We start from the raw sequence: 18,021 nt of genomic DNA on the forward strand, positions 1-18,021 counted from the left end.
GAATACAAGCCTTATCCACAAAATGTGGATAAGGCGAGTGAATTAGTGGATAACTATGTGGATATATCCACATCAGGATGTTTTTGCCATCACTTCTGCATGTTCCTTGCTGAAAGACTCCTTAAAATGCGCTGACTGCAGCAAATGCTGCGGAATGTTCTTTTTTTCCACAGCCTGAAAGCCAATGATGCTTAGAAAATCAACTGCACTTCTGCTGTTTGCCACAAGGTAACAGCTCCCCAACCCCTTCTCTTTCGCGAGTGCATAAACACTTTCAAAAAGAGAAAGCAGGTGGGCCTGGTTCATAGACTCCGACACGGCAAGCGAGCGCAGCAGGCCGTCTCCGCCTACCGGTTCAACACCAAGCGTAGCTGTAATCTGTCCATCACTTTCAAGCAGGGCAAAATACTCCACAAACTCTTCGATTCCGTCCGATCTCAAGCCTGCTTTCTCAATAAACGCTTTTATAGCCTGTACATCCTTTTTTCCAGCAATTCTTAACTGATAGTACATCCAATCCCCCCGTTTTTCGTTTCTACTTCAACTCTATGACGAAAAATGATGGGATATGACCCGAGATATATTCCAGTATTGAAAAAAAGAGAGACGCACGGTCAAACCGTACGCCTTTCAGGAAAATACTCCTTCAAACCACTCTACTAAAAAGAATTTCACTTCTACTTGTTCTTTTTCCTCTTCTTCATCCACAATCAGGGAAGTCATCTCTTCAGATGCTTTTTCAACTGTCTCTTCTTCATCTGCAAGCAATGAAGCAAGCTCCTCAGATGCATCTGCCTCTTCAGCAGCAGGCGCTGCTTCTTCCTCAAGTTCAGCTGCCTGAACTGCCTGCCCGTTTGAAAAATCAAGGAAACATAGAGGCGGGAACAGTACACACCACCAGTTAGCGCCTTTTCCTTCGCCGAGCGTAATCAAAATCGCTTCATAATCACCGGCAGGGTAAATGTAGCTGCCGTACATCTTCGTCGGAAAGCTTACATTATTGAAATCAACCGTAAACTCCTGAACCATGTTCTCTCTCACAAGTGTCGCCTGGACAATCTTCTCAATCTCAGGAAGCCTTGACTTGATCAGCTCTCTTGCCTCTTCAACCGATGTCAGCTTCTCTACCCAAACAGTGATTTCCTTGTTTACCTCATCGCGGATCTTGCGCTTCAGCACCTGATCCTCTTCAGAATCACTATTTGCAAGAATCCGCAGGCGAATCGCCTCTTCCGGAATGACAACCGCCTCATTCACCTGCTGCGCACCAGCTGCAAGCGGCTCCTTATAAACGTTCATAACCGCCCCGATCATTAATAATGAAATATATATAAATGCCATATAATGTTTCTTCATTTTCATCACCATCCCCTTCTAGCAACCAGTATGGACAGGGAGGCAGAATCTTAAACTAGCTTTTTGAAAACTAGTAATCTATTTTTTTGGAGTGTTGTTTCGTGAATATGGGAGATTGAGCTGTCCTATGCAGTCCAGGAAGGCAAATCAAGTGAAAAAATCAACTGATAAATGCCCAAGATCTTGCTAGAAAAAGAGGTAGTTTGGGGTTGGGATGGGGTTTGGGTGTAAAAAAAATCGCCTCAATCATGAGGCGCTCCTTCTACAACAGCAAATACCATTCTGTCCTTGCCGTTGATGTCGTATCTAACTTCAGCCTGTGCGTGCGGAAGCTGTTCCAGCAGCAGCGCTTTAACGTCTTCGCCCTGTCCGGCTCCGACTTCGAATGCAATCAAGGCACGCGTACTGATGACGCGCGGGATGTCAGCTGCCAGTCTGCGGTAAAAGTCCAGTCCGTCCGCTCCGCCTGCAAGGGCGCGGTGGGGTTCATGGTCCCTTACGACCGGTGAAAGCTCAAGCACTTCTGCATCCGGGATATAAGGAGGGTTTGAGACAACCACATCCATTTTCGTTCCGCTTTCCATCAGCGGCGCAAGCAAGTCTCCATGCATGAATTCCACTTCAGCCCCAAGGCTTTCTGCGTTCATGCTTGCGACTTCGAGGGATTCTGGTGCGATATCGACAGCCCTTACTTTAAAAGCCGGATTTTCAAGTGCAAGGGAAATCGCAATGGCTCCGCTGCCTGTCCCAATGTCGGCTGCGGCAATCGTATCATAGCCTTTAAACAGGCTTTTCGCTTTAAGCAAAATCCCCTCAACCAGTTCCTCTGTTTCAGGGCGCGGAATTAACACTTCTTTATTGACCGTAAATGAACGGCCGTAAAACTCTTCTGATCCAATCATGTGCTGTACAGGAACTCCATCTGCATGACGGTGAACGTCTGCTTTGAATGGTTCCCAGACTCCGTCGGGCAGGTCCATCCTCAAGGAGGCAAGCATTTCCGAACGGCTCATGTTCAGATGGTGGCGAAGCAGGAGCTCTCCCGCATTATGATCACGCTCTGCTTCTGCCAAAAAAGAAGAAGCCCACTTCAGGGCTTCGTACACCTTAATCATGCTTAACGGTCTGCCTGGTCGAGTCTGCTTGACTGATCCTCTACGATTAGAGCATCGACAAACTCATCCAGTTTCCCCTGCAGAATTTGATCAAGCTTTTGGATCGTCAGGCCAATGCGGTGGTCTGTTACACGGTTTTGCGGGAAGTTGTACGTGCGGATCCGTTCTGAACGGTCACCTGTTCCAACAGCAAGCTTGCGGTTTTGATCGTATTCAGCCTGTGCCTCGCGCTGGAATTTGTCATATACGCGCGCGCGAAGTACTTTCATGGCTTTTTCTTTGTTTTTAATCTGTGACTTTTCATCCTGGCAGGACACCACTGTTCCTGTCGGCAAATGCGTCAGGCGTACGGCCGACATTGTCGTGTTGACACTCTGTCCGCCCGGTCCGCTTGAAGTAAATGTATCGACGCGGATATCTTTATCGTGAATTTCCACTTCCACTTCCTCCGCTTCCGGAAGGCAGACAACCGTCGCTGTGGACGTGTGAATTCTTCCGCCGGATTCTGTTTCAGGGACACGCTGCACACGGTGTGCACCGTTTTCATATTTTAGCTTCGAGAATGCGCCGTTTCCATTGATCATAAAGATGATCTCTTTATAGCCGCCGACACCGGTAGTGTTGGCTTCCATAACTTCTGTCTTCCACCCTTGAGCTTCGGCAAAACGGCTGTACATGCGGTAAAGGTCTCCTGCAAACAGAGCTGCCTCATCTCCGCCTGCAGCGCCGCGGATCTCCATGATAACGTTTTTGTCATCGTTCGGGTCCTTTGGAATCAGAAGAATCTTCAGGCGTGCAGCCAGGTCTTTCTCCTGTGACTGCAGCTCAGAAAGCTCCTCCTTCACCATGTCGCGCATGTCAGCGTCAAGCTTGTCATCAAGCATGGCTTTGGCGTCGTCAATCTGTTCTTTTACTGATTTATATTCACGGTATACGTCAACTGTTTCCTGCAAATCGGATTGTTCTTTTGAATATTCGCGGAGCTTCTTTGAATCGTTGATAATATCAGGATCCATCAGTAGTCCGTTTAGCTTTTCGTAGCGGTCTTCTACGGATTGTAAGCGGTCCAGCACGTTATTCACCTCTATTTTCGTCCATAACGTTATAATTATAGTATAGGTTATTGAAAGCGTCAAAAGCAAATTACGGGAAAAGCGGAGCCGACTGTTCAGGCCTGGCAGTCAGATAAGAAATCACACGGAAAGTCCGGGTTTAGACTTTTCGGGGGATTTTGTTCTGACAGAAGGACTAGGAGGCGGAGCTGGACAATAGAAAAGCGGAAGTGCTCGTTTAGCTCCGGGAGTCAGATAAGGAAGCGGCGGAAAAGGCGCTTTTTGCCTTTACCGACGATTTCGTTCTGACAGAGGAGTTGAGCGATGGAGCTGGACACAGAAAAGAAAGGACCAATACCATGAACATCAAAAAAGTGCACCACATCGCCATTATTTGTACAGATTATGAGGTTTCAAAGGATTTTTATGTGAACAAGCTTGGTTTTGGCATTCTAAACGAGGCTTACAGGGCAGAAAGAGATTCATACAAGCTTGATCTGGCTGTCAGCGATCACACTCAAATTGAGCTGTTTTCTTTCCCCTCCCCTCCTGAGCGCCCTTCGCGTCCCGAGGCGGCAGGTCTCAGACACCTTGCTTTCTCTGTTGAAAATATAGATGACGCAGTCGCAGAGCTGAATGCGCTTGGCATTGAGACAGAACCGATCCGGGTGGATGAGTTTACAGACAGGAAGTTTACGTTTTTCCAGGATCCGGACGGGCTGCCGCTTGAGTTGTATGAGGATTAAGTCGAAAGAGCTTGCGGAATTCGTAAAATCAGCACTTTCTTTGGCGAATTGATTCTTCTTTTGTCTGGCCGGAAGGGATCAGACTTTCTCTTATCGAACATGTTGATCATCGTGTTTTGTATGTTTCGGGAAAACTGGACAAGGGGGAATGGAGATGAATACAAGCCAGGTTGCCAAACTGCTGGGTGTTTCGCCGAAAACCGTTCAGCGCTGGGTGAAGCAGCTGAATCTTCAAATGGAGCGCAATGAGCTTGGTCATTACTTTTTTACAGAAGAGGACATTGGCACACTTCGTGATATTAAGGATCAGCTTAATCAGGGAATTCTTTTTCAGGAAGTAAAAGTAACGGAAAAAAAACCGCCTAGAAAAGCGGTCGTAAAAATAGCGGAAGCGCCCCCCGCTGATCTTAATTATGAAGAAATCATGCAAAAGCTTAAGGCACTGGATCAAAAAATCAGCAGCAAGGCAGACAGCGTCGTCTCCTATCAGCTGCTGCAGCACCGGAGAGAAATCGAAGAATTGAACAGCCGCATTGAAGAGCTTGAAGCTAAGGTAGAGACACTTGAAAAGCAGAAAGAAAAGCATCCGATGGAGCACGCGCTCGTGTTTGACCATGTAAAACCGCCTAAAAAACAAAAAAGAAGAAGTCTGATCAGTTCTCTTTTCAGCTTCTAAAAAAAACAAAAACTCGTTTAAACAGAAACGAGTTTTTTATTTTGCCTCCAAGTCGACGTGGACGTCATATCTCGGGATGATGTTCTGCATTTTTCTCTGAAGTTCTTTCTGTTTATCCGCCATTTCATGATCAGACATCTCTTTTGAGGACACAACATCCACGCTGATTTTCCCGCCGTTCATCGTGATGTTCTCAATTTTCAATGACGGGTCATTGCGGATGACCTCATGAAGCTTATCCATTTCATCCTCATTCTGCTCCCTGTTTTTGGACAGATTCAGAAAGTTCGGGTTCTGCTCGGTTGTTCCCCTGTTGTTTGAAACACCCTCCCCTGTCCTCTTCAGTTCGCTTCCTTTGTCTGATTCAGGCTGTATCTCTGATTGATTTGATGGATTGTCGCATGCCCCGAGAACCAGGATTAAAAAAAGGATCCATAACATTTTCATAAAAACACCTCCATTTGTAAGGTGCCCAAAAGAGTATGAAAAAAAGCTGCCCTTTGAAAAATTGGGGCAGCTTTCATCTTTATGACAAATTTTGAGTTTCCGGCTCTGATTGTTTTGACTGAGCCGGCTTTTCCGGCACCTCGTGGTGGTGGCGGCATCTTGGTTCGTACGATTCAGAAGCACCGACCAGTATGATCGGATCATGGTAGGATGCAGGCTTTCCGTTGATCAGCCTCTGCGTTCTGCTAGCTGGTGAACCGCACACTGAACAGACGGCCTGAAGCTTTGTGACAAGCTCCGCAACGGCCATTAACGCAGGAACGGTGCCAAATGGCTCTCCTCTGAAATCCTGGTCAAGCCCTGCAGCGATGACGCGGTAGCCCTGGTTGGCAAGTGATGTGATGACCTGGACAATTTCGTCGTCAAAAAATTGCACTTCATCAACCGCAATCACGTCTGTTTCTGGTGTAATGTATTTAAAAAGGTCGCTTGAAGAAGCAACGGCATGACTGATGACGGCCGTGCCATTATGCGAAACAACCTCATCTTCACTGTAGCGATTGTCGATGGCAGGCTTGAATACTTTCACTTCCTGCTTGGCAAACTGCGCACGGCGGACTCTTCTGATCAGTTCTTCAGATTTACCTGAGAACATGCTTCCGCAGATGACCTCAAGCCACCCGCTTTGTTTCATAACATACATGAAAACGGCCTCCCCCTTCATTTCTTAAACGTTGTTCTATGGCCCCGAGCCTTTTGCTGCTTTCTATCTTTAAATGAACGGAATGCCGTTCATTGTAAGGTTCCATATGTACATGGATACTGCTTATTATGGCTGTTTTTCCCAAAAATAGCGGGAAACGGCGTAAAAAAACAGGCAAGACAGAAATCTCGCCTGTTTCCTTCAATCTATAATTATTTAAGACCGTATTTTTTGTTGAAGCGATCAACACGACCGTCAGCAGAAGCGAACTTTTGACGTCCTGTGTAGAATGGATGGCACTCAGAGCAAACCTCGATGCGCACCTCGTCTTTTACAGAACCAGTTTCAAATTCATTTCCGCAAGCACATTTAACCATAACTTTTTTGTAGTTAGGATGGATAGCTGCTTTCATTCCGTTTCATCTCCTTCCGCCCTGATTCGTTTACCGAACCAGAGTTATCATTTCCAGAAGAGGTTCTTCCGGAAAAGCACATAAAAAAAGTATAACAAGCTTCCAGTTAATTTGCAACTAATTTTACAATCGTTTTCCGGAAACGCCTGCTGCCTTCCATTCCGCATCAAGAATGCTGAAGAATTCTTCGTTGGATTTAGAGTTGCGCAGTTTTTTCAGGAACTTTTCTGCAAAATCAGGCGAATCTGACATCGATTTGCGGATGGCCCACAGCTTCTCAAGGTGATCTTTCGGAATAAGAAGTTCTTCTTTTCGTGTACCTGAGCGGCGAATATCGATTGCCGGGAAGATGCGTTTTTCTGCAAGGGAACGGTCAAGATGAAGCTCCATATTGCCTGTTCCTTTAAACTCTTCATAAATTACATCATCCATACGGGAACCTGTATCAACAAGAGCAGTCGCAAGAATGGTCAGGCTTCCGCCCTCTTCGATATTCCGGGCAGCACCGAAGAAGCGCTTTGGACGATGGAACGCAGCCGGATCAATCCCGCCTGAGAGTGTACGTCCGCTTGGCGGAATCACAAGGTTGTACGCACGCGCAAGACGTGTAATGCTGTCCATAAGGATAATAACGTCCTTCTTATGCTCGACAAGGCGCATTGCTCGCTCAAGAACAAGCTCAGCCACCTTGATGTGGTTTTCAGGAACCTCATCAAACGTTGAGCTGACAACGTCTCCTGCTACAGAACGCTCAATGTCCGTTACTTCCTCAGGACGTTCGTCAATGAGGAGAACAATCAGTTCAGCTTCCGGATGATTTGTCGTCACGCTGTTGGCAATTTCTTTCAGCAGCATCGTTTTACCTGCTTTTGGAGGCGCAACGATAAGTCCGCGCTGTCCGAATCCCACAGGAGCAATCACGTCCATGATGCGTGTTGAAAGGTCGCTTGGTTTTGTTTCAAGGATGATTTGGCGGTTCGGATAAAGCGGCGTCAAAGCCGGGAAATGAACACGCTCTTTCGCAGACTCAGGGTCATCTCCGTTAACGGCTTCCACATGAAGCAGGCCGTAGTAACGCTCGTTTTCCTTTGGCGGACGTACTTTTCCGGACACCTTGTCCCCATTGCGCAAATCAAAACGGCGGATCTGTGAAGCCGAAATATAAATATCCTCAGAGCTTGGGGAATAGTTGATGGGTCTTAAGAACCCGAATCCTTCAGACTGAATGATTTCAAGAACGCCTTCCATGAACAATAAGTCCTCTTGCTCAGCGTTCGCTTTTAAAATGGCAAAAATCAATTCTTTTTTCGTCAGCTTGCTGTAATACGACACTTTGTAATGACGTGCAAGCTCATATAATTCTTTTAATTTCAGATGTTCGAGATTGGAAATAGAAACCTCGCTCATAACAGCACCACACTTTATAAATTATAAATACAGTTGTTCTTCCATCTATATGCGAGAAAAAAACTAGTAAATGGATCAGATATAGAGAAGAAAGAGAAGATAGGCTAGAAGTAGGAAAAGCAGTGTGAAAGGCAGCCCTTTCAATTTACGCAGCACTCTTTAGTTTTACCTTATTTGATGGATTTAATCAATATCTTTTGAGTTTTGAAACATGATTGAAACAAACGAAAAAACAGCCGGAAATAGAACAAACCATTTCTATACCCGGCTGTCTGCAGCTTGGCTGCGTTTTACTTTATGACAAGGTTCGGTTTTTTGCTTAGGCTGTGGGTTCCGTCGATGAAGCGGACGGTTCCTGATTTGGCACGCATGACGAGGGATTGAGTCGTTCCCGCGGTGCCTGTAAACTGAACGCCTTTCAGCAGCTCGCCGTCGGTAACGCCGGTTGCTGCGAAGATGGCGTCATCGCCTTTTACAAGGTCCTCCATGCGGAGAACTTTGCTTGTGTCGATGCCCATTTTCTCGCATCGTGCGATTTCTTCGTCATTTTGCGGAAGAAGCTTGCCCTGGATTTCTCCGCCGAGGCATTTTAGGGCAACTGCCGCAAGTACGCCTTCAGGTGCGCCGCCTGAACCGAACAGGATGTCGACTCCTGTGTGGTCAAAAGCTGTATTGATGGCACCTGCGACATCACCGTCATTGATGAGCTTGATGCGTGCGCCTGCATCGCGAAGCTCTTTAATGATATGCTCGTGTCTTTCGCGGTTTAAGATTGTGGCAACGACATCTTCCACATTTTTGTTTTTAGCTTTTGCAACCGCCTTAAGGTTGTCAATGATTGGAGCGTTTATATCAATGCAGCCTACTGCTTCAGGACCGACTGCAATTTTGTCCATGTACATATCCGGTGCATTCAAAAGGTTGCCGTGGTCTGCGATGGCGATAACAGCAAGGGCATTCCAGCCGCCGGAAGCAACGATATTTGTTCCTTCAAGCGGATCAACAGCCACGTCAACGCGCGGGCCATAGCCTGTCCCAAGCTTTTCACCGATATAAAGCATCGGCGCTTCATCCATTTCGCCTTCCCCGATTACAACCGTTCCTTTCATCGGAATGGTGTCAAAAACATCTCTCATGGCTGATGTTGCAGCGTCATCTGCTTCGTCTTTTTTCCCGCGTCCCATCCAGCGTGCAGATGCAAGTGCCGCTGCTTCTGTTACACGGACTAGCTCCATTGATAAACTTCTCTCCATTGTTTCTTCCTCCCCATGTATCCCCTGTTGTTATAGGTATCTATTTACTTAAGAACTTTGAAGCTGTTCTATTTCCTGTTCTGTCAGCTTTTCGCGCCAGATTGTCGCGCCAAGGCTTGTCAGTTTTTCTTCAAGCTGGCTGTATCCGCGGTCGATATGCTCAAGACCTGTTACCTCGGTTACACCTTCTGCCATCAGGCCTGCGGCAACTAAGGCAGCTCCTGCGCGAAGATCACTCGCTTTCACTTTCGCACCCTGAAGCTTTGTCGGGCCTGTAACAATAGCAGATCTGCCTTCCACTTTAATTTTGGCTCCCATTCTTCTGAGCTCATCAATATGCTTAAAGCGCGCAGAATAGATTGTATCTGTCACGACACTTGTTCCGGTAGACTTTGTAAGAAGTGACGTAAACGGCTGCTGCAGATCGGTAGGAAAACCAGGATAGACGAGTGTTTTAATATCTACAGCTTTCAGTTCCTTCTGTCCGCCGACTATCCAGATCTGTTCGTTGTTTGTTTCAACATGAATCCCCATCTCTCTGAATTTTGCAATGAGAGATTCAAGGTGAAGCGGAATAACGTTGTCAATCAGCACTTCCTGCGCCATGGCAGCTCCAATAATCATGTACGTGCCGGCTTCGATCCGGTCAGGGATAATAGAGTGTCTGCAGCCGTGAAGGCTTTCAACCCCGTCGATACGGATTACATCCGTTCCGGCTCCCTTAATTCTTGCACCCATGCTTGATAAAAGCGTGGCGACATCGATGATCTCAGGTTCCTTTGCTGCATTCTCAATAATGGTCTGTCCTTTAGCAAGCACAGCTGCAAGCATGATATTGATAGTTGCACCAACACTGACGACATCAAGATAAATGCGGGCCCCTTTAAGCTCCTCGGCACGCAGATAGATTGCGCCCTGTTCATTTGTGACCTGTGCTCCGAGAGCTTCAAAGCCTTTAATATGCTGATCAATCGGACGCGGACCAAGATGGCATCCTCCAGGAAGGCCGATCACTGCCTTTTTGAAGCGTCCGAGCATCGCTCCCATCAAGTAGTAGGAAGCACGGAGCTTTTTCACTTTTCCGCTTGGCAGAGGCATTGAAATCATTTCCGCAGGATTCACATACATCTCGTTATTCTTAAATTCTGCGGTTCCCCCGATTTCCTCAAGCAAGTCCTTTAAAATATGTACATCTGAAATATCGGGCAAACCTTCAATGGTGACGGGTGACTGTGCAAGTATTGTCGCCGGAATAAGGGCAACCGCACTGTTTTTGGCGCCGCTGATGCTTACCGTCCCTTTTAAAGGGTAACCGCCTGCTATTTTTAATTTTTCCATGATAGTCTCCTTTCTCAAAGAAGTTGGCTTTTCGATGTCTTGTCAGGTTTCGCCCTCTCAGTTTCTTTCAGAACTGAAAAGCCGGCTCCTTTTTTGAAAAGCCATCATGTTATGAGAATAAAATGGTGGTACTGTGACCAAAATCAAGCTGACGTTTCGGGTTGAGACGAAAGAGCAACAAAAAATGCCTCTTTTCAACAAATATTTTCCATTAATCCGACAAAGAATACAAGTTCAAGTTTTTTTTCTTTAACCTATTATGACATATGAAATTATTTTAGTGCACGATATGGTTCCTGTGGAGGCATGTAAATGAGGGTCATTGCCTGAATGGATGGAAGAATCGCATTGTTTTATTTATTGCGGACTGAGTTTCAATATTCTTCATGGTCTGCTTTTCTCATTCTCCAGCTCCGCTTTTCTAGTAGAGAATGGCAAGCCTAGGCTTGCCATTCCTGTTATCTATTTGTCTTGCAATCTATTGCTGTCTGCTGTTCCAGTCTGCCAGAAATTTTTCGATGCCCTGATCTGTCAGGGGATGTTTGCAGAGCTGTTTGATGACACTGAATGGAATGGTCGCAATATTGGCGCCGTGCAGCGCTGCTTCTGTCACGTGCATTGGATGTCTGATTGATGCCGCGATAATCTTTGATTCAATTCCGTGTAAATCAAAGATCTGTGCGATCGTAGAAATCAGCTCCATGCCATTTTGGCCGATATCATCAAGACGTCCGACAAACGGTGAAACATATGTCGCTCCTGCTCTTGCAGCAAGAAGCGCCTGGTTCGCGTTGAAAATCAGGGTCACATTCGTTTTGATGCCAAGGTCCGTTAAGGCTTTTACTGCTTTTAAGCCGTCCGGCGTCATTGGCACTTTCACTGTGATATTAGGGGCAATTTCAGCAAGCTCTTTGCCTTCTTCAATCATTTCCTCTGCCTTTAAGGAAATGACTTCAGCACTGACAGACCCGGATACGATTCCGGTAATCTCTCTAAGGCGGTCATGGAAGGATACATTCTCTTTAGCTACTAAGCTCGGATTTGTGGTTACTCCGGACAGGACACCGAGAGCCTGTGCTTCTTTAATTTCTTCGACATTTGCTGTATCAATGAAAAATAACATTCTGCCATCCTCCTAAGATATCAGAAAAATAGAACTTGTTTACGCTTACTTTCAATCAGAAAGGAAACCGCCTTTTCGTTTCCTGTGTATCAGAGGCGGTTTTCTATTTTAAAACAAATTATGCTCTACCAGCAGAACCGAATTCTTTCATCTTGCCTGCAACTGTTGCTTTGATTGCATCGCGAGCAGGTCCAAGATATTTGCGCGGGTCATATTCGTTCGGCTTAGCTGCAAGTGTTTCGCGGACAGCTTTAGCAGAAGCAATTTGGTTTTCAGTGTTTACGTTGATTTTAGCTGTACCGAAAGAGATTGCTTTTTGGATATCGTGAGTCGGGATACCCGTTCCGCCGTGAAGAACTAGAGGCATGCCAGTAGCTTTGCCGATTTCTTCCATCTCTTTGAAGCCAAGGTTAGGCTCGCCTTTGTAAGGGCCGTGTACAGATCCAAGTGCAGGAGCAAGGCAGTCGATGCCAGTGCGGTTAACAAGCTCTTCACACTCTTTAGGGTCAGCGTAGATAACGCCTTCTGCAATAATGTCGTCCTCTTGTCCGCCTACTGTTCCAAGCTCAGCTTCAACAGAAACGCCTTTTGAATGCGCATATTCAACAACTTTAGCTGTTGTTTCAATGTTCTCTTCAAATGGGTGGTGAGAAGCGTCGATCATTACAGATGTGAAACCTGCATCGATTGCTTCTTTACATTTGTCAAAGCTTGAACCGTGGTCAAGGTGAATCGCAACAGGAACTGTTACGTTCAGGTCTTCCATAAGACCTTCAACCATTTTTACAACTGTTTTGAAGCCGCTCATGTAACGTGCAGCGCCCTCGGATACACCAAGGATAACCGGTGATTTTTCTTCTTCAGCAGCTTGAAGAATCGCTTGAGTGAACTCAAGGTTGTTCAGGTTAAACTGACCTACAGCGTAACCTTCTTCTTTTGCTTTATTCAACATTTCTGTCATTGATACTAAAGGCATGTCGAAATATCCTCCCTATGCAGCTAATTTGCTAAACCCGAAAAGCTTACGTAACATCTAGCATGACCAGAACGATTGCAATGTATGTAATCTGATTAAAATGTACACGGGCTTTTCTCATTCACTAGCATACCAACTTCTGAGAAAAACGGCAACTTTTCGACATAAGTTTGCCGATTTAGGGAGGCTTCAGTTCGAGCGGATCGGAAGGTACTTGCGGACAGCGTCGCGGATCTCGTCAATATCAAACGGTTTTGCGAAATGCGTTAGAGCCCCAAGGTCTTTCGCCTCCTGAATCATGTCCAGTTCACCGTATGCAGTCATGATAATGACGCGGATATCCGGCTCGACCACTCTCATTCTTTTCAGGATTTCTATTCCATCCATACCAGGAATTTTCATATCAAGAAGCACCAGATCCGGCTTATGCTTGTCTACAATTTCCAGAGCCTGAAAACCGTTTGCTGCCTGGAAGGTCTGATATCCCGCTTTTTGAAACACTTCGTTTAATAAAATACGGATTCCATATTGATCGTCTACAATTAAGATTTTTTCATTCATCTTCCTGCACCTCTTCATATTTGGATTATCCAGCTATTCTGCCGGTCAGCATGTATTGCAAGGAACCAAAACGTCCGGAAAACTGCTTACATCATAAAAGCAAATAAGGCGCGAAACGCATGCCGGATTTGCCTTTCTTTAGTATAAAACAGTCCGGTGAAACATACGATAGTTATTCGGTTGTGTGTATTCTTATTCCTGCTTAAACTTATCGACAAATTTCTGAACCTGTCCGGTTAGGTATTGGCTCTCTCATTCGTTATAATGGAGTCGTAAAGGAGTGTTCAGACAGATGATGAAGATATTTATGACCCAGTTAACCGGCCATTTCAGCCGCATTCATGAGCAGGAAGAAGAAGCCATTGAAGACGGCGCAAGACTGCTTGCCCAGGCTGCAGTCGGAAGCGGCACGATTTATGTGCACGGCTTTGGAGAGCTTGATGGGATTACGCTCGAAGCGACATCAGGTTCAAACCCTCTTCCAAGTGCAAAGCCTCTTTTCCTTGAGGACGGCACGATGAATGAACTGACAGATGCTGACCGCGTGCTTCTTTTCTCGCACCGTTCAAATGACAAAGAAGCGGTTGAGCTTGCGAAAAAGCTTCGCGAAGATATGATTGGGACCACGGCAGTCTCCTGCTATATGAAAGAAGAACCTGGCGGCTTGGAAGAGCTTGCAGATGTCCATATTGATTCAAAGCTGAAAAAAGCGCTGATTCCGGATGAAGACGGCAGCCGCTACGGCTACCCCGCTCTGATGACATCCCTTTTTGCCTATTATGCCCTGAGTTTTACGATGAAAGAGATGGTAAGTGAGTACGAGTAAGAAAACAAAGCATTCATGTAAAAAACCCCTGACAGTCCGAACTGTCAGGGGTTTTGCTTTTATTATTTCTTTTCAGATGCTGTAAGCGATGCATTGATAAACTCGCGGAACAGCGGCTGCGGTCTTGTCGGTCTTGATGTGAATTCCGGATGGAACTGGGAAGCCACGAACCAAGGATGATCTTTAAGCTCAATGATTTCAACAAGTCTGCCGTCAGGGCTTGTACCAGAGAAGATGAAGCCTGCATCTTCCATAGCCTGGCGATATTCATTGTTGAACTCATAACGGTGACGGTGACGCTCATAGATCACTTCGTCCTGGTAAGCTTCAAATGCACGTGAAGACGTGTCAAGCTTAGCCGGGTAAAGTCCAAGGCGCAGTGTGCCCCCAAGGTCTTCGATGTCTTTCTGCTCAGGAAGCAGGTCAATGACAGGATATGGCGTAGCGACGTCAAGCTCAGAAGAATGTGCTCCTTCAAGGCCAAGAACGTTGCGTGCATATTCAATAGAAGCAACCTGCATGCCAAGGCAGATTCCAAAGAACGGCACCTTGTTTTCGCGCGCATATTGAGTTGCAAGAATTTTACCTTCTACGCCGCGGTCTCCGAATCCGCCTGGGACAAGGATTCCGTCTACATCAGAAAGAAGCTCCTGTGCATTAAGAGCATTTACTTCTTCTGCATTGATCCATTTGATGCTGATATCTGCATCAAACGCATAGCCTGCATGACGAAGAGCTTCAACCACAGAAATGTAGGCATCCTGAAGTTCAACGTATTTTCCAACGATGGCAATTCGCACGTTTTTCGAAAGGTTGGTTACTTTTTGAACAAGTTCAATCCACTCAGACATTTCAGGCTCGCGTGAATCAAGTTTTAAATGATCGCAAGTGATTTGATCAAGATGCTGTTCCTGAAGCGCCAATGGAATAGAGTAAAGCGTATCTGCATCACGGCACTCGATAACTGCGTTAGTATCAATGTCGCAGAAAAGAGCAATTTTGTCCTTCATATCCTGTGAAATCGGCATTTCTGTACGCAGAACAATCACGTTTGGCTGGATGCCGAGGCTTCTTAATTCTTTTACGCTGTGCTGTGTCGGCTTTGTTTTCATCTCGCCTGCTGCCTTGATGTAAGGAACAAGTGTACAGTGAATGTACATCACGTTGTCGCGGCCGATATCGCTCTTCATCTGACGGATTGCTTCAAGGAATGGAAGGGATTCGATGTCCCCTACTGTTCCGCCGATTTCTGTAATGACAACGTCTGCGTTTGTTTCTTTTCCTGCACGGAAGACGCGGTCTTTGATTTCATTTGTAATATGCGGGATAACCTGTACTGTTCCGCCAAGATAGTCGCCGCGGCGCTCTTTTTTAAGGACAGAAGAGTAAATTTTACCAGTCGTGACGTTGCTGTATTTATTTAAATTAATATCGATGAAACGCTCATAGTGACCAAGGTCAAGGTCTGTTTCTGCTCCGTCGTCTGTTACGAAAACCTCACCGTGCTGATACGGACTCATTGTTCCCGGATCCACGTTGATGTACGGGTCAAACTTCTGGATTGTCACCTTTAATCCTCTGTTTTTAAGCAAGCGTCCAAGAGAAGCAGCTGTAATCCCTTTACCAAGTGAGGATACAACGCCTCCTGTAACAAAAATATATTTTGTCATGTGTTCTTCTTCTCCCTTCAAAAGATGTATAAGATTAATGTGCACAAAAGAAAACATTCCCAATCGAATGGGAACGATTTATCTTTTATAAGTGTTGTCAGGGGGTCTTTCATGCCTAAAAAAAGGAAAAGCGCCTATGTCAGCCTGAAGGCTTAACTGCGCTAAAAAAAGAAAGCTCCCTTGCGCGTTGCGAAAGGGAGCATGGTATATATAAACCATTGGTATAGCTTTTAAAGAGCCCAAATAAGATTCTACCTAGTTGGCCCACTAAAGTCAAGACGATTATTTATCTTCTTCGTCTTCTTCAAGATCCTCATCAAGGTCTTCGTCAAGCTCTTCCTCGTCAAGATCGAAATCTTCGTCTTCAATGACTTCGTCGATTTCTTCTGCATCATCTTCGAGATCATCGTCTTCTAGATCGTCGTCCGTATCATCTTCATACTCTTCGATGTCATCGTATTCAAGTTCTTCTTCATCCACTTCATCGAAGTCTTCAAGCTCAAGCTCATCAACCACTTTTTTCGCTTTTTTCTTCTTAGGTTTTGCAACAGGCACAACCTCTTCTTCGATTTGCTCGTACGGGTACCAGCTGCGCAGTCCCCAAGTGTTTTCTCCAACACAAATATAACGGCCGTCGATGTTAAGATCTGTGTAGAATTGTGAAATTTTATCTTCTACCTGGCTTTTCGTAAGACCGATAATCTGGCTGATTTCTTTTACCAGGTCCAAGAAAACGTACGGCTGTTTCTTTTCAGTCATCAGGTCGTAGGCTACTTCAACCATTGACAATTCTTTAAGCTGGTCCTTAGAATATTGTGAAATACTCAAAGTGAGGCACTCCCTTTCTAGTCGTTCATCTATTTGTAGATAAGAGCAGGTTCTATTCTCATCTATTAAGAAATCCGGAAGTGAGATTGCTAGTACTGTCCGAATCCTATGTATTCAAGTCATACCATTCATTATAAACAAATTCTAACACTTTATGCTACCTTAATCTTCTTCCTTCTAATAAAATGGAATAATTTTTGTCAAAACTGCGCAGACTCTCGTTTTTAAAGTGTCTTTTCCAAAAGACTGTTGAACTTTGGTTTCAGTTGTACCCGTTCCCTTGCGCTCCAGTCACTTGCTTTCCGCTGCAGTTCACCGGAGTTTTGAGCATTATACTTTGACGGCTCCAACGACAATACTTCCAATTTGCAAGGTAATAGAAAAATCCGGACTATTTAAACCTCAGTCCGGATTAGTATTTGCAGTTACCTATCAGCGGCCATTATTCAGCTGCTTAAAGTTGTTCTGCAGTTCTTCAAGGCGCACTCTTCCTTGTTCGCGAAGCTGTTTGTTTTCGTCTTCGATGGCTTTTGTTTCGTGCATGCCTTTTAGGATGATGCTCCATGTTTCTTCGATTGTTTCCATTTTAATGCCGGGGCTTCCTGCAAGTCTTGCAATATCCACACTCTGTTTTGATATATTTTGTGCGTTTCGGAGAAGCATTTCATTTGTGCGCTTTTCAAGCTCGTTCATTGAATCTGCGACGAGTTTCTGTCTTTTGGCTGCTATGGCGTTGATCAGGCCGGTTTTAAAAATAGGAATCGTAGTGACAAACGCAGAATTGATTTTCCCGATCAGCTTTGTGTTCCCTCTTTGCAGGAGGCGGATTTGCGGTGCGGACTGGTAGGCTACCTGTTTGGCAAGTTCGAGATCATAGACCCGCTGTTCAAGCACCTCAATTGAGTTCCGCATCGTATCAAGCTCCATTTGGGCGAGCTGGTTGCCCTCCGCTGCTTTTGCTTCTAATGCCGGAAGCTGCTGCTTTAGTTCAGCTGCTTTCATATCTCCGGCGACAATGTATTTTTCAAGCTCCATGTAGTAGTTGAAATTCTGTTCATAAAGCTGCTCAAGCGTATTTGTTGAACGCTTCATCTCATCCTCGTATTTCACAATTTCAAGGTAGACTTTATCAATTTCGCCGCCCATTGTCTGATACTTTGACATGATTTTCTCCACCAGCTTCTGTCCGCGGCTGAAGAATTTTTTTATGCCCTTTTGCTCGGCAAAGTCTTTCGGATCAAAGCGGTCCATGATTCTCCCGAGGTGTTTCAGGAGGGCGCTTGATTCTTCCATGCTGCTTGACTTCATGGTGTTCAGGATTTTTCCTGAAAAAGCTGAAATTTCATCAGCAGGTGCTTTTCCGTATTCAAGGATTGCCACCTGGTTCTTGTGATCAATGCTCTCTGCAAGTTTTTGAACCTCAGGCTCTTTTTGAAGCTGAAGCTTCATATTGTTCGGTCCTTGTTCGAGAACCTCTTCCATCTGATCCGTTTTGCTGAGTCCAGGTACTTGAGACATACGCGAAATCCTC

19 protein-coding genes are annotated in these 18,021 nt (G+C 45.6%); 3 read left to right on the plus strand and 16 right to left on the minus strand.

Going from position 1 to position 18,021, the window contains the following annotated elements; all coding sequences use genetic code 11:
• Positions 1-72: 72 nt before the first annotated feature.
• From ACK1LH_RS20025 to prfA, 4 genes are all read right to left on the minus strand, one after another.
• Positions 73-513 (minus strand): GNAT family N-acetyltransferase, encoded by a 441-nt coding sequence (locus ACK1LH_RS20025; protein ID WP_411334136.1) that lies wholly within the window; start codon positions 511-513, stop codon positions 73-75.
• A 117-nt stretch (positions 514-630) separates the two neighbouring features.
• Positions 631-1,356 (minus strand): stage II sporulation protein R, encoded by a 726-nt coding sequence (gene spoIIR / locus ACK1LH_RS20030; RefSeq protein WP_029283326.1) that lies wholly within the window; start codon positions 1,354-1,356, stop codon positions 631-633.
• Between the two features lie 242 nt (positions 1,357-1,598).
• On the minus strand, positions 1,599-2,468 hold the full coding sequence (gene prmC / locus ACK1LH_RS20035; RefSeq protein ID WP_029283324.1) for a peptide chain release factor N(5)-glutamine methyltransferase: 870 nt from the start codon (positions 2,466-2,468) through the stop codon (positions 1,599-1,601).
• A 5-nt stretch (positions 2,469-2,473) separates the two neighbouring features.
• The gene (gene prfA, locus ACK1LH_RS20040) at positions 2,474-3,544 is read right to left on the minus strand and encodes a peptide chain release factor 1 (RefSeq protein WP_029283322.1); all 1,071 of its coding nucleotides are present in this window, start codon (positions 3,542-3,544) and stop codon (positions 2,474-2,476) included.
• 338 nt (positions 3,545-3,882) lie between these two features.
• Between prfA and ACK1LH_RS20045 the strand changes: the two genes are divergently transcribed.
• Both ACK1LH_RS20045 and ACK1LH_RS20050 read left to right on the plus strand, forming a co-directional pair.
• Positions 3,883-4,269: a VOC family protein gene (locus ACK1LH_RS20045; RefSeq protein WP_029566587.1), complete on the plus strand. Its 387-nt coding sequence runs from the start codon at positions 3,883-3,885 to the stop codon at positions 4,267-4,269.
• A 154-nt stretch (positions 4,270-4,423) separates the two neighbouring features.
• The gene (locus ACK1LH_RS20050) at positions 4,424-4,945 is read left to right on the plus strand and encodes a MerR family transcriptional regulator (RefSeq protein WP_029566586.1); all 522 of its coding nucleotides are present in this window, start codon (positions 4,424-4,426) and stop codon (positions 4,943-4,945) included.
• A gap of 36 nt (positions 4,946-4,981) precedes the next feature.
• Here the strand turns inward: ACK1LH_RS20050 and ACK1LH_RS20055 are convergent, their stop codons facing one another.
• From ACK1LH_RS20055 to ACK1LH_RS20095, 9 genes are all read right to left on the minus strand, one after another.
• Positions 4,982-5,392, minus strand: a complete 411-nt coding sequence (locus tag ACK1LH_RS20055) for a hypothetical protein (RefSeq protein ID WP_029566585.1) — start codon at positions 5,390-5,392, stop codon at positions 4,982-4,984.
• A gap of 79 nt (positions 5,393-5,471) precedes the next feature.
• Positions 5,472-6,095 (minus strand): thymidine kinase, encoded by a 624-nt coding sequence (locus tag ACK1LH_RS20060; RefSeq protein ID WP_029283314.1) that lies wholly within the window; start codon positions 6,093-6,095, stop codon positions 5,472-5,474.
• 212 nt (positions 6,096-6,307) lie between these two features.
• Positions 6,308-6,508 (minus strand): 50S ribosomal protein L31, encoded by a 201-nt coding sequence (rpmE, locus tag ACK1LH_RS20065; RefSeq protein ID WP_029283312.1) that lies wholly within the window; start codon positions 6,506-6,508, stop codon positions 6,308-6,310.
• A gap of 123 nt (positions 6,509-6,631) precedes the next feature.
• Positions 6,632-7,915, minus strand: coding sequence for a transcription termination factor Rho (rho, locus tag ACK1LH_RS20070; RefSeq protein ID WP_029283310.1), 1,284 nt, complete (start codon positions 7,913-7,915; stop codon positions 6,632-6,634).
• Between the two features lie 290 nt (positions 7,916-8,205).
• Positions 8,206-9,168: a class II fructose-bisphosphatase gene (gene glpX / locus ACK1LH_RS20075; RefSeq protein WP_029283308.1), complete on the minus strand. Its 963-nt coding sequence runs from the start codon at positions 9,166-9,168 to the stop codon at positions 8,206-8,208.
• Between the two features lie 48 nt (positions 9,169-9,216).
• On the minus strand, positions 9,217-10,506 hold the full coding sequence (locus tag ACK1LH_RS20080) for a UDP-N-acetylglucosamine 1-carboxyvinyltransferase (protein ID WP_029283306.1): 1,290 nt from the start codon (positions 10,504-10,506) through the stop codon (positions 9,217-9,219).
• Between the two features lie 478 nt (positions 10,507-10,984).
• Entirely contained in the window at positions 10,985-11,629 is a 645-nt protein-coding gene (gene fsa, locus ACK1LH_RS20085; RefSeq protein WP_411334141.1) for a fructose-6-phosphate aldolase, read from the minus strand.
• A 118-nt stretch (positions 11,630-11,747) separates the two neighbouring features.
• On the minus strand, positions 11,748-12,605 hold the full coding sequence (locus tag ACK1LH_RS20090) for a class II fructose-bisphosphate aldolase (RefSeq protein ID WP_029283302.1): 858 nt from the start codon (positions 12,603-12,605) through the stop codon (positions 11,748-11,750).
• Positions 12,606-12,794: 189 nt separating this feature from the next.
• Entirely contained in the window at positions 12,795-13,166 is a 372-nt protein-coding gene (locus ACK1LH_RS20095; RefSeq protein WP_029283300.1) for a response regulator, read from the minus strand.
• Between the two features lie 292 nt (positions 13,167-13,458).
• Between ACK1LH_RS20095 and ACK1LH_RS20100 the strand changes: the two genes are divergently transcribed.
• Positions 13,459-13,992, plus strand: coding sequence for a DUF2529 domain-containing protein (locus ACK1LH_RS20100; RefSeq protein ID WP_411334143.1), 534 nt, complete (start codon positions 13,459-13,461; stop codon positions 13,990-13,992).
• Between the two features lie 62 nt (positions 13,993-14,054).
• Here the strand turns inward: ACK1LH_RS20100 and ACK1LH_RS20105 are convergent, their stop codons facing one another.
• The 3 genes from ACK1LH_RS20105 to ACK1LH_RS20115 form a co-directional block, all read right to left on the minus strand.
• A complete protein-coding gene (locus ACK1LH_RS20105) occupies positions 14,055-15,662 on the minus strand; it encodes a CTP synthase (RefSeq protein WP_029283296.1) in 1,608 nt (535 codons plus the stop codon).
• A 282-nt stretch (positions 15,663-15,944) separates the two neighbouring features.
• The gene (rpoE, locus tag ACK1LH_RS20110; protein ID WP_411334145.1) at positions 15,945-16,490 is read right to left on the minus strand and encodes a DNA-directed RNA polymerase subunit delta; all 546 of its coding nucleotides are present in this window, start codon (positions 16,488-16,490) and stop codon (positions 15,945-15,947) included.
• 432 nt (positions 16,491-16,922) lie between these two features.
• Positions 16,923-18,008: a toxic anion resistance protein gene (locus tag ACK1LH_RS20115; RefSeq protein WP_029283292.1), complete on the minus strand. Its 1,086-nt coding sequence runs from the start codon at positions 18,006-18,008 to the stop codon at positions 16,923-16,925.
• Positions 18,009-18,021: the final 13 nt, after the last annotated feature.

This window comes from Metabacillus indicus, assembly GCF_046603695.1.
GTDB lineage: Bacteria > Bacillota > Bacilli > Bacillales > Bacillaceae > Bacillus_P > Bacillus_P indicus.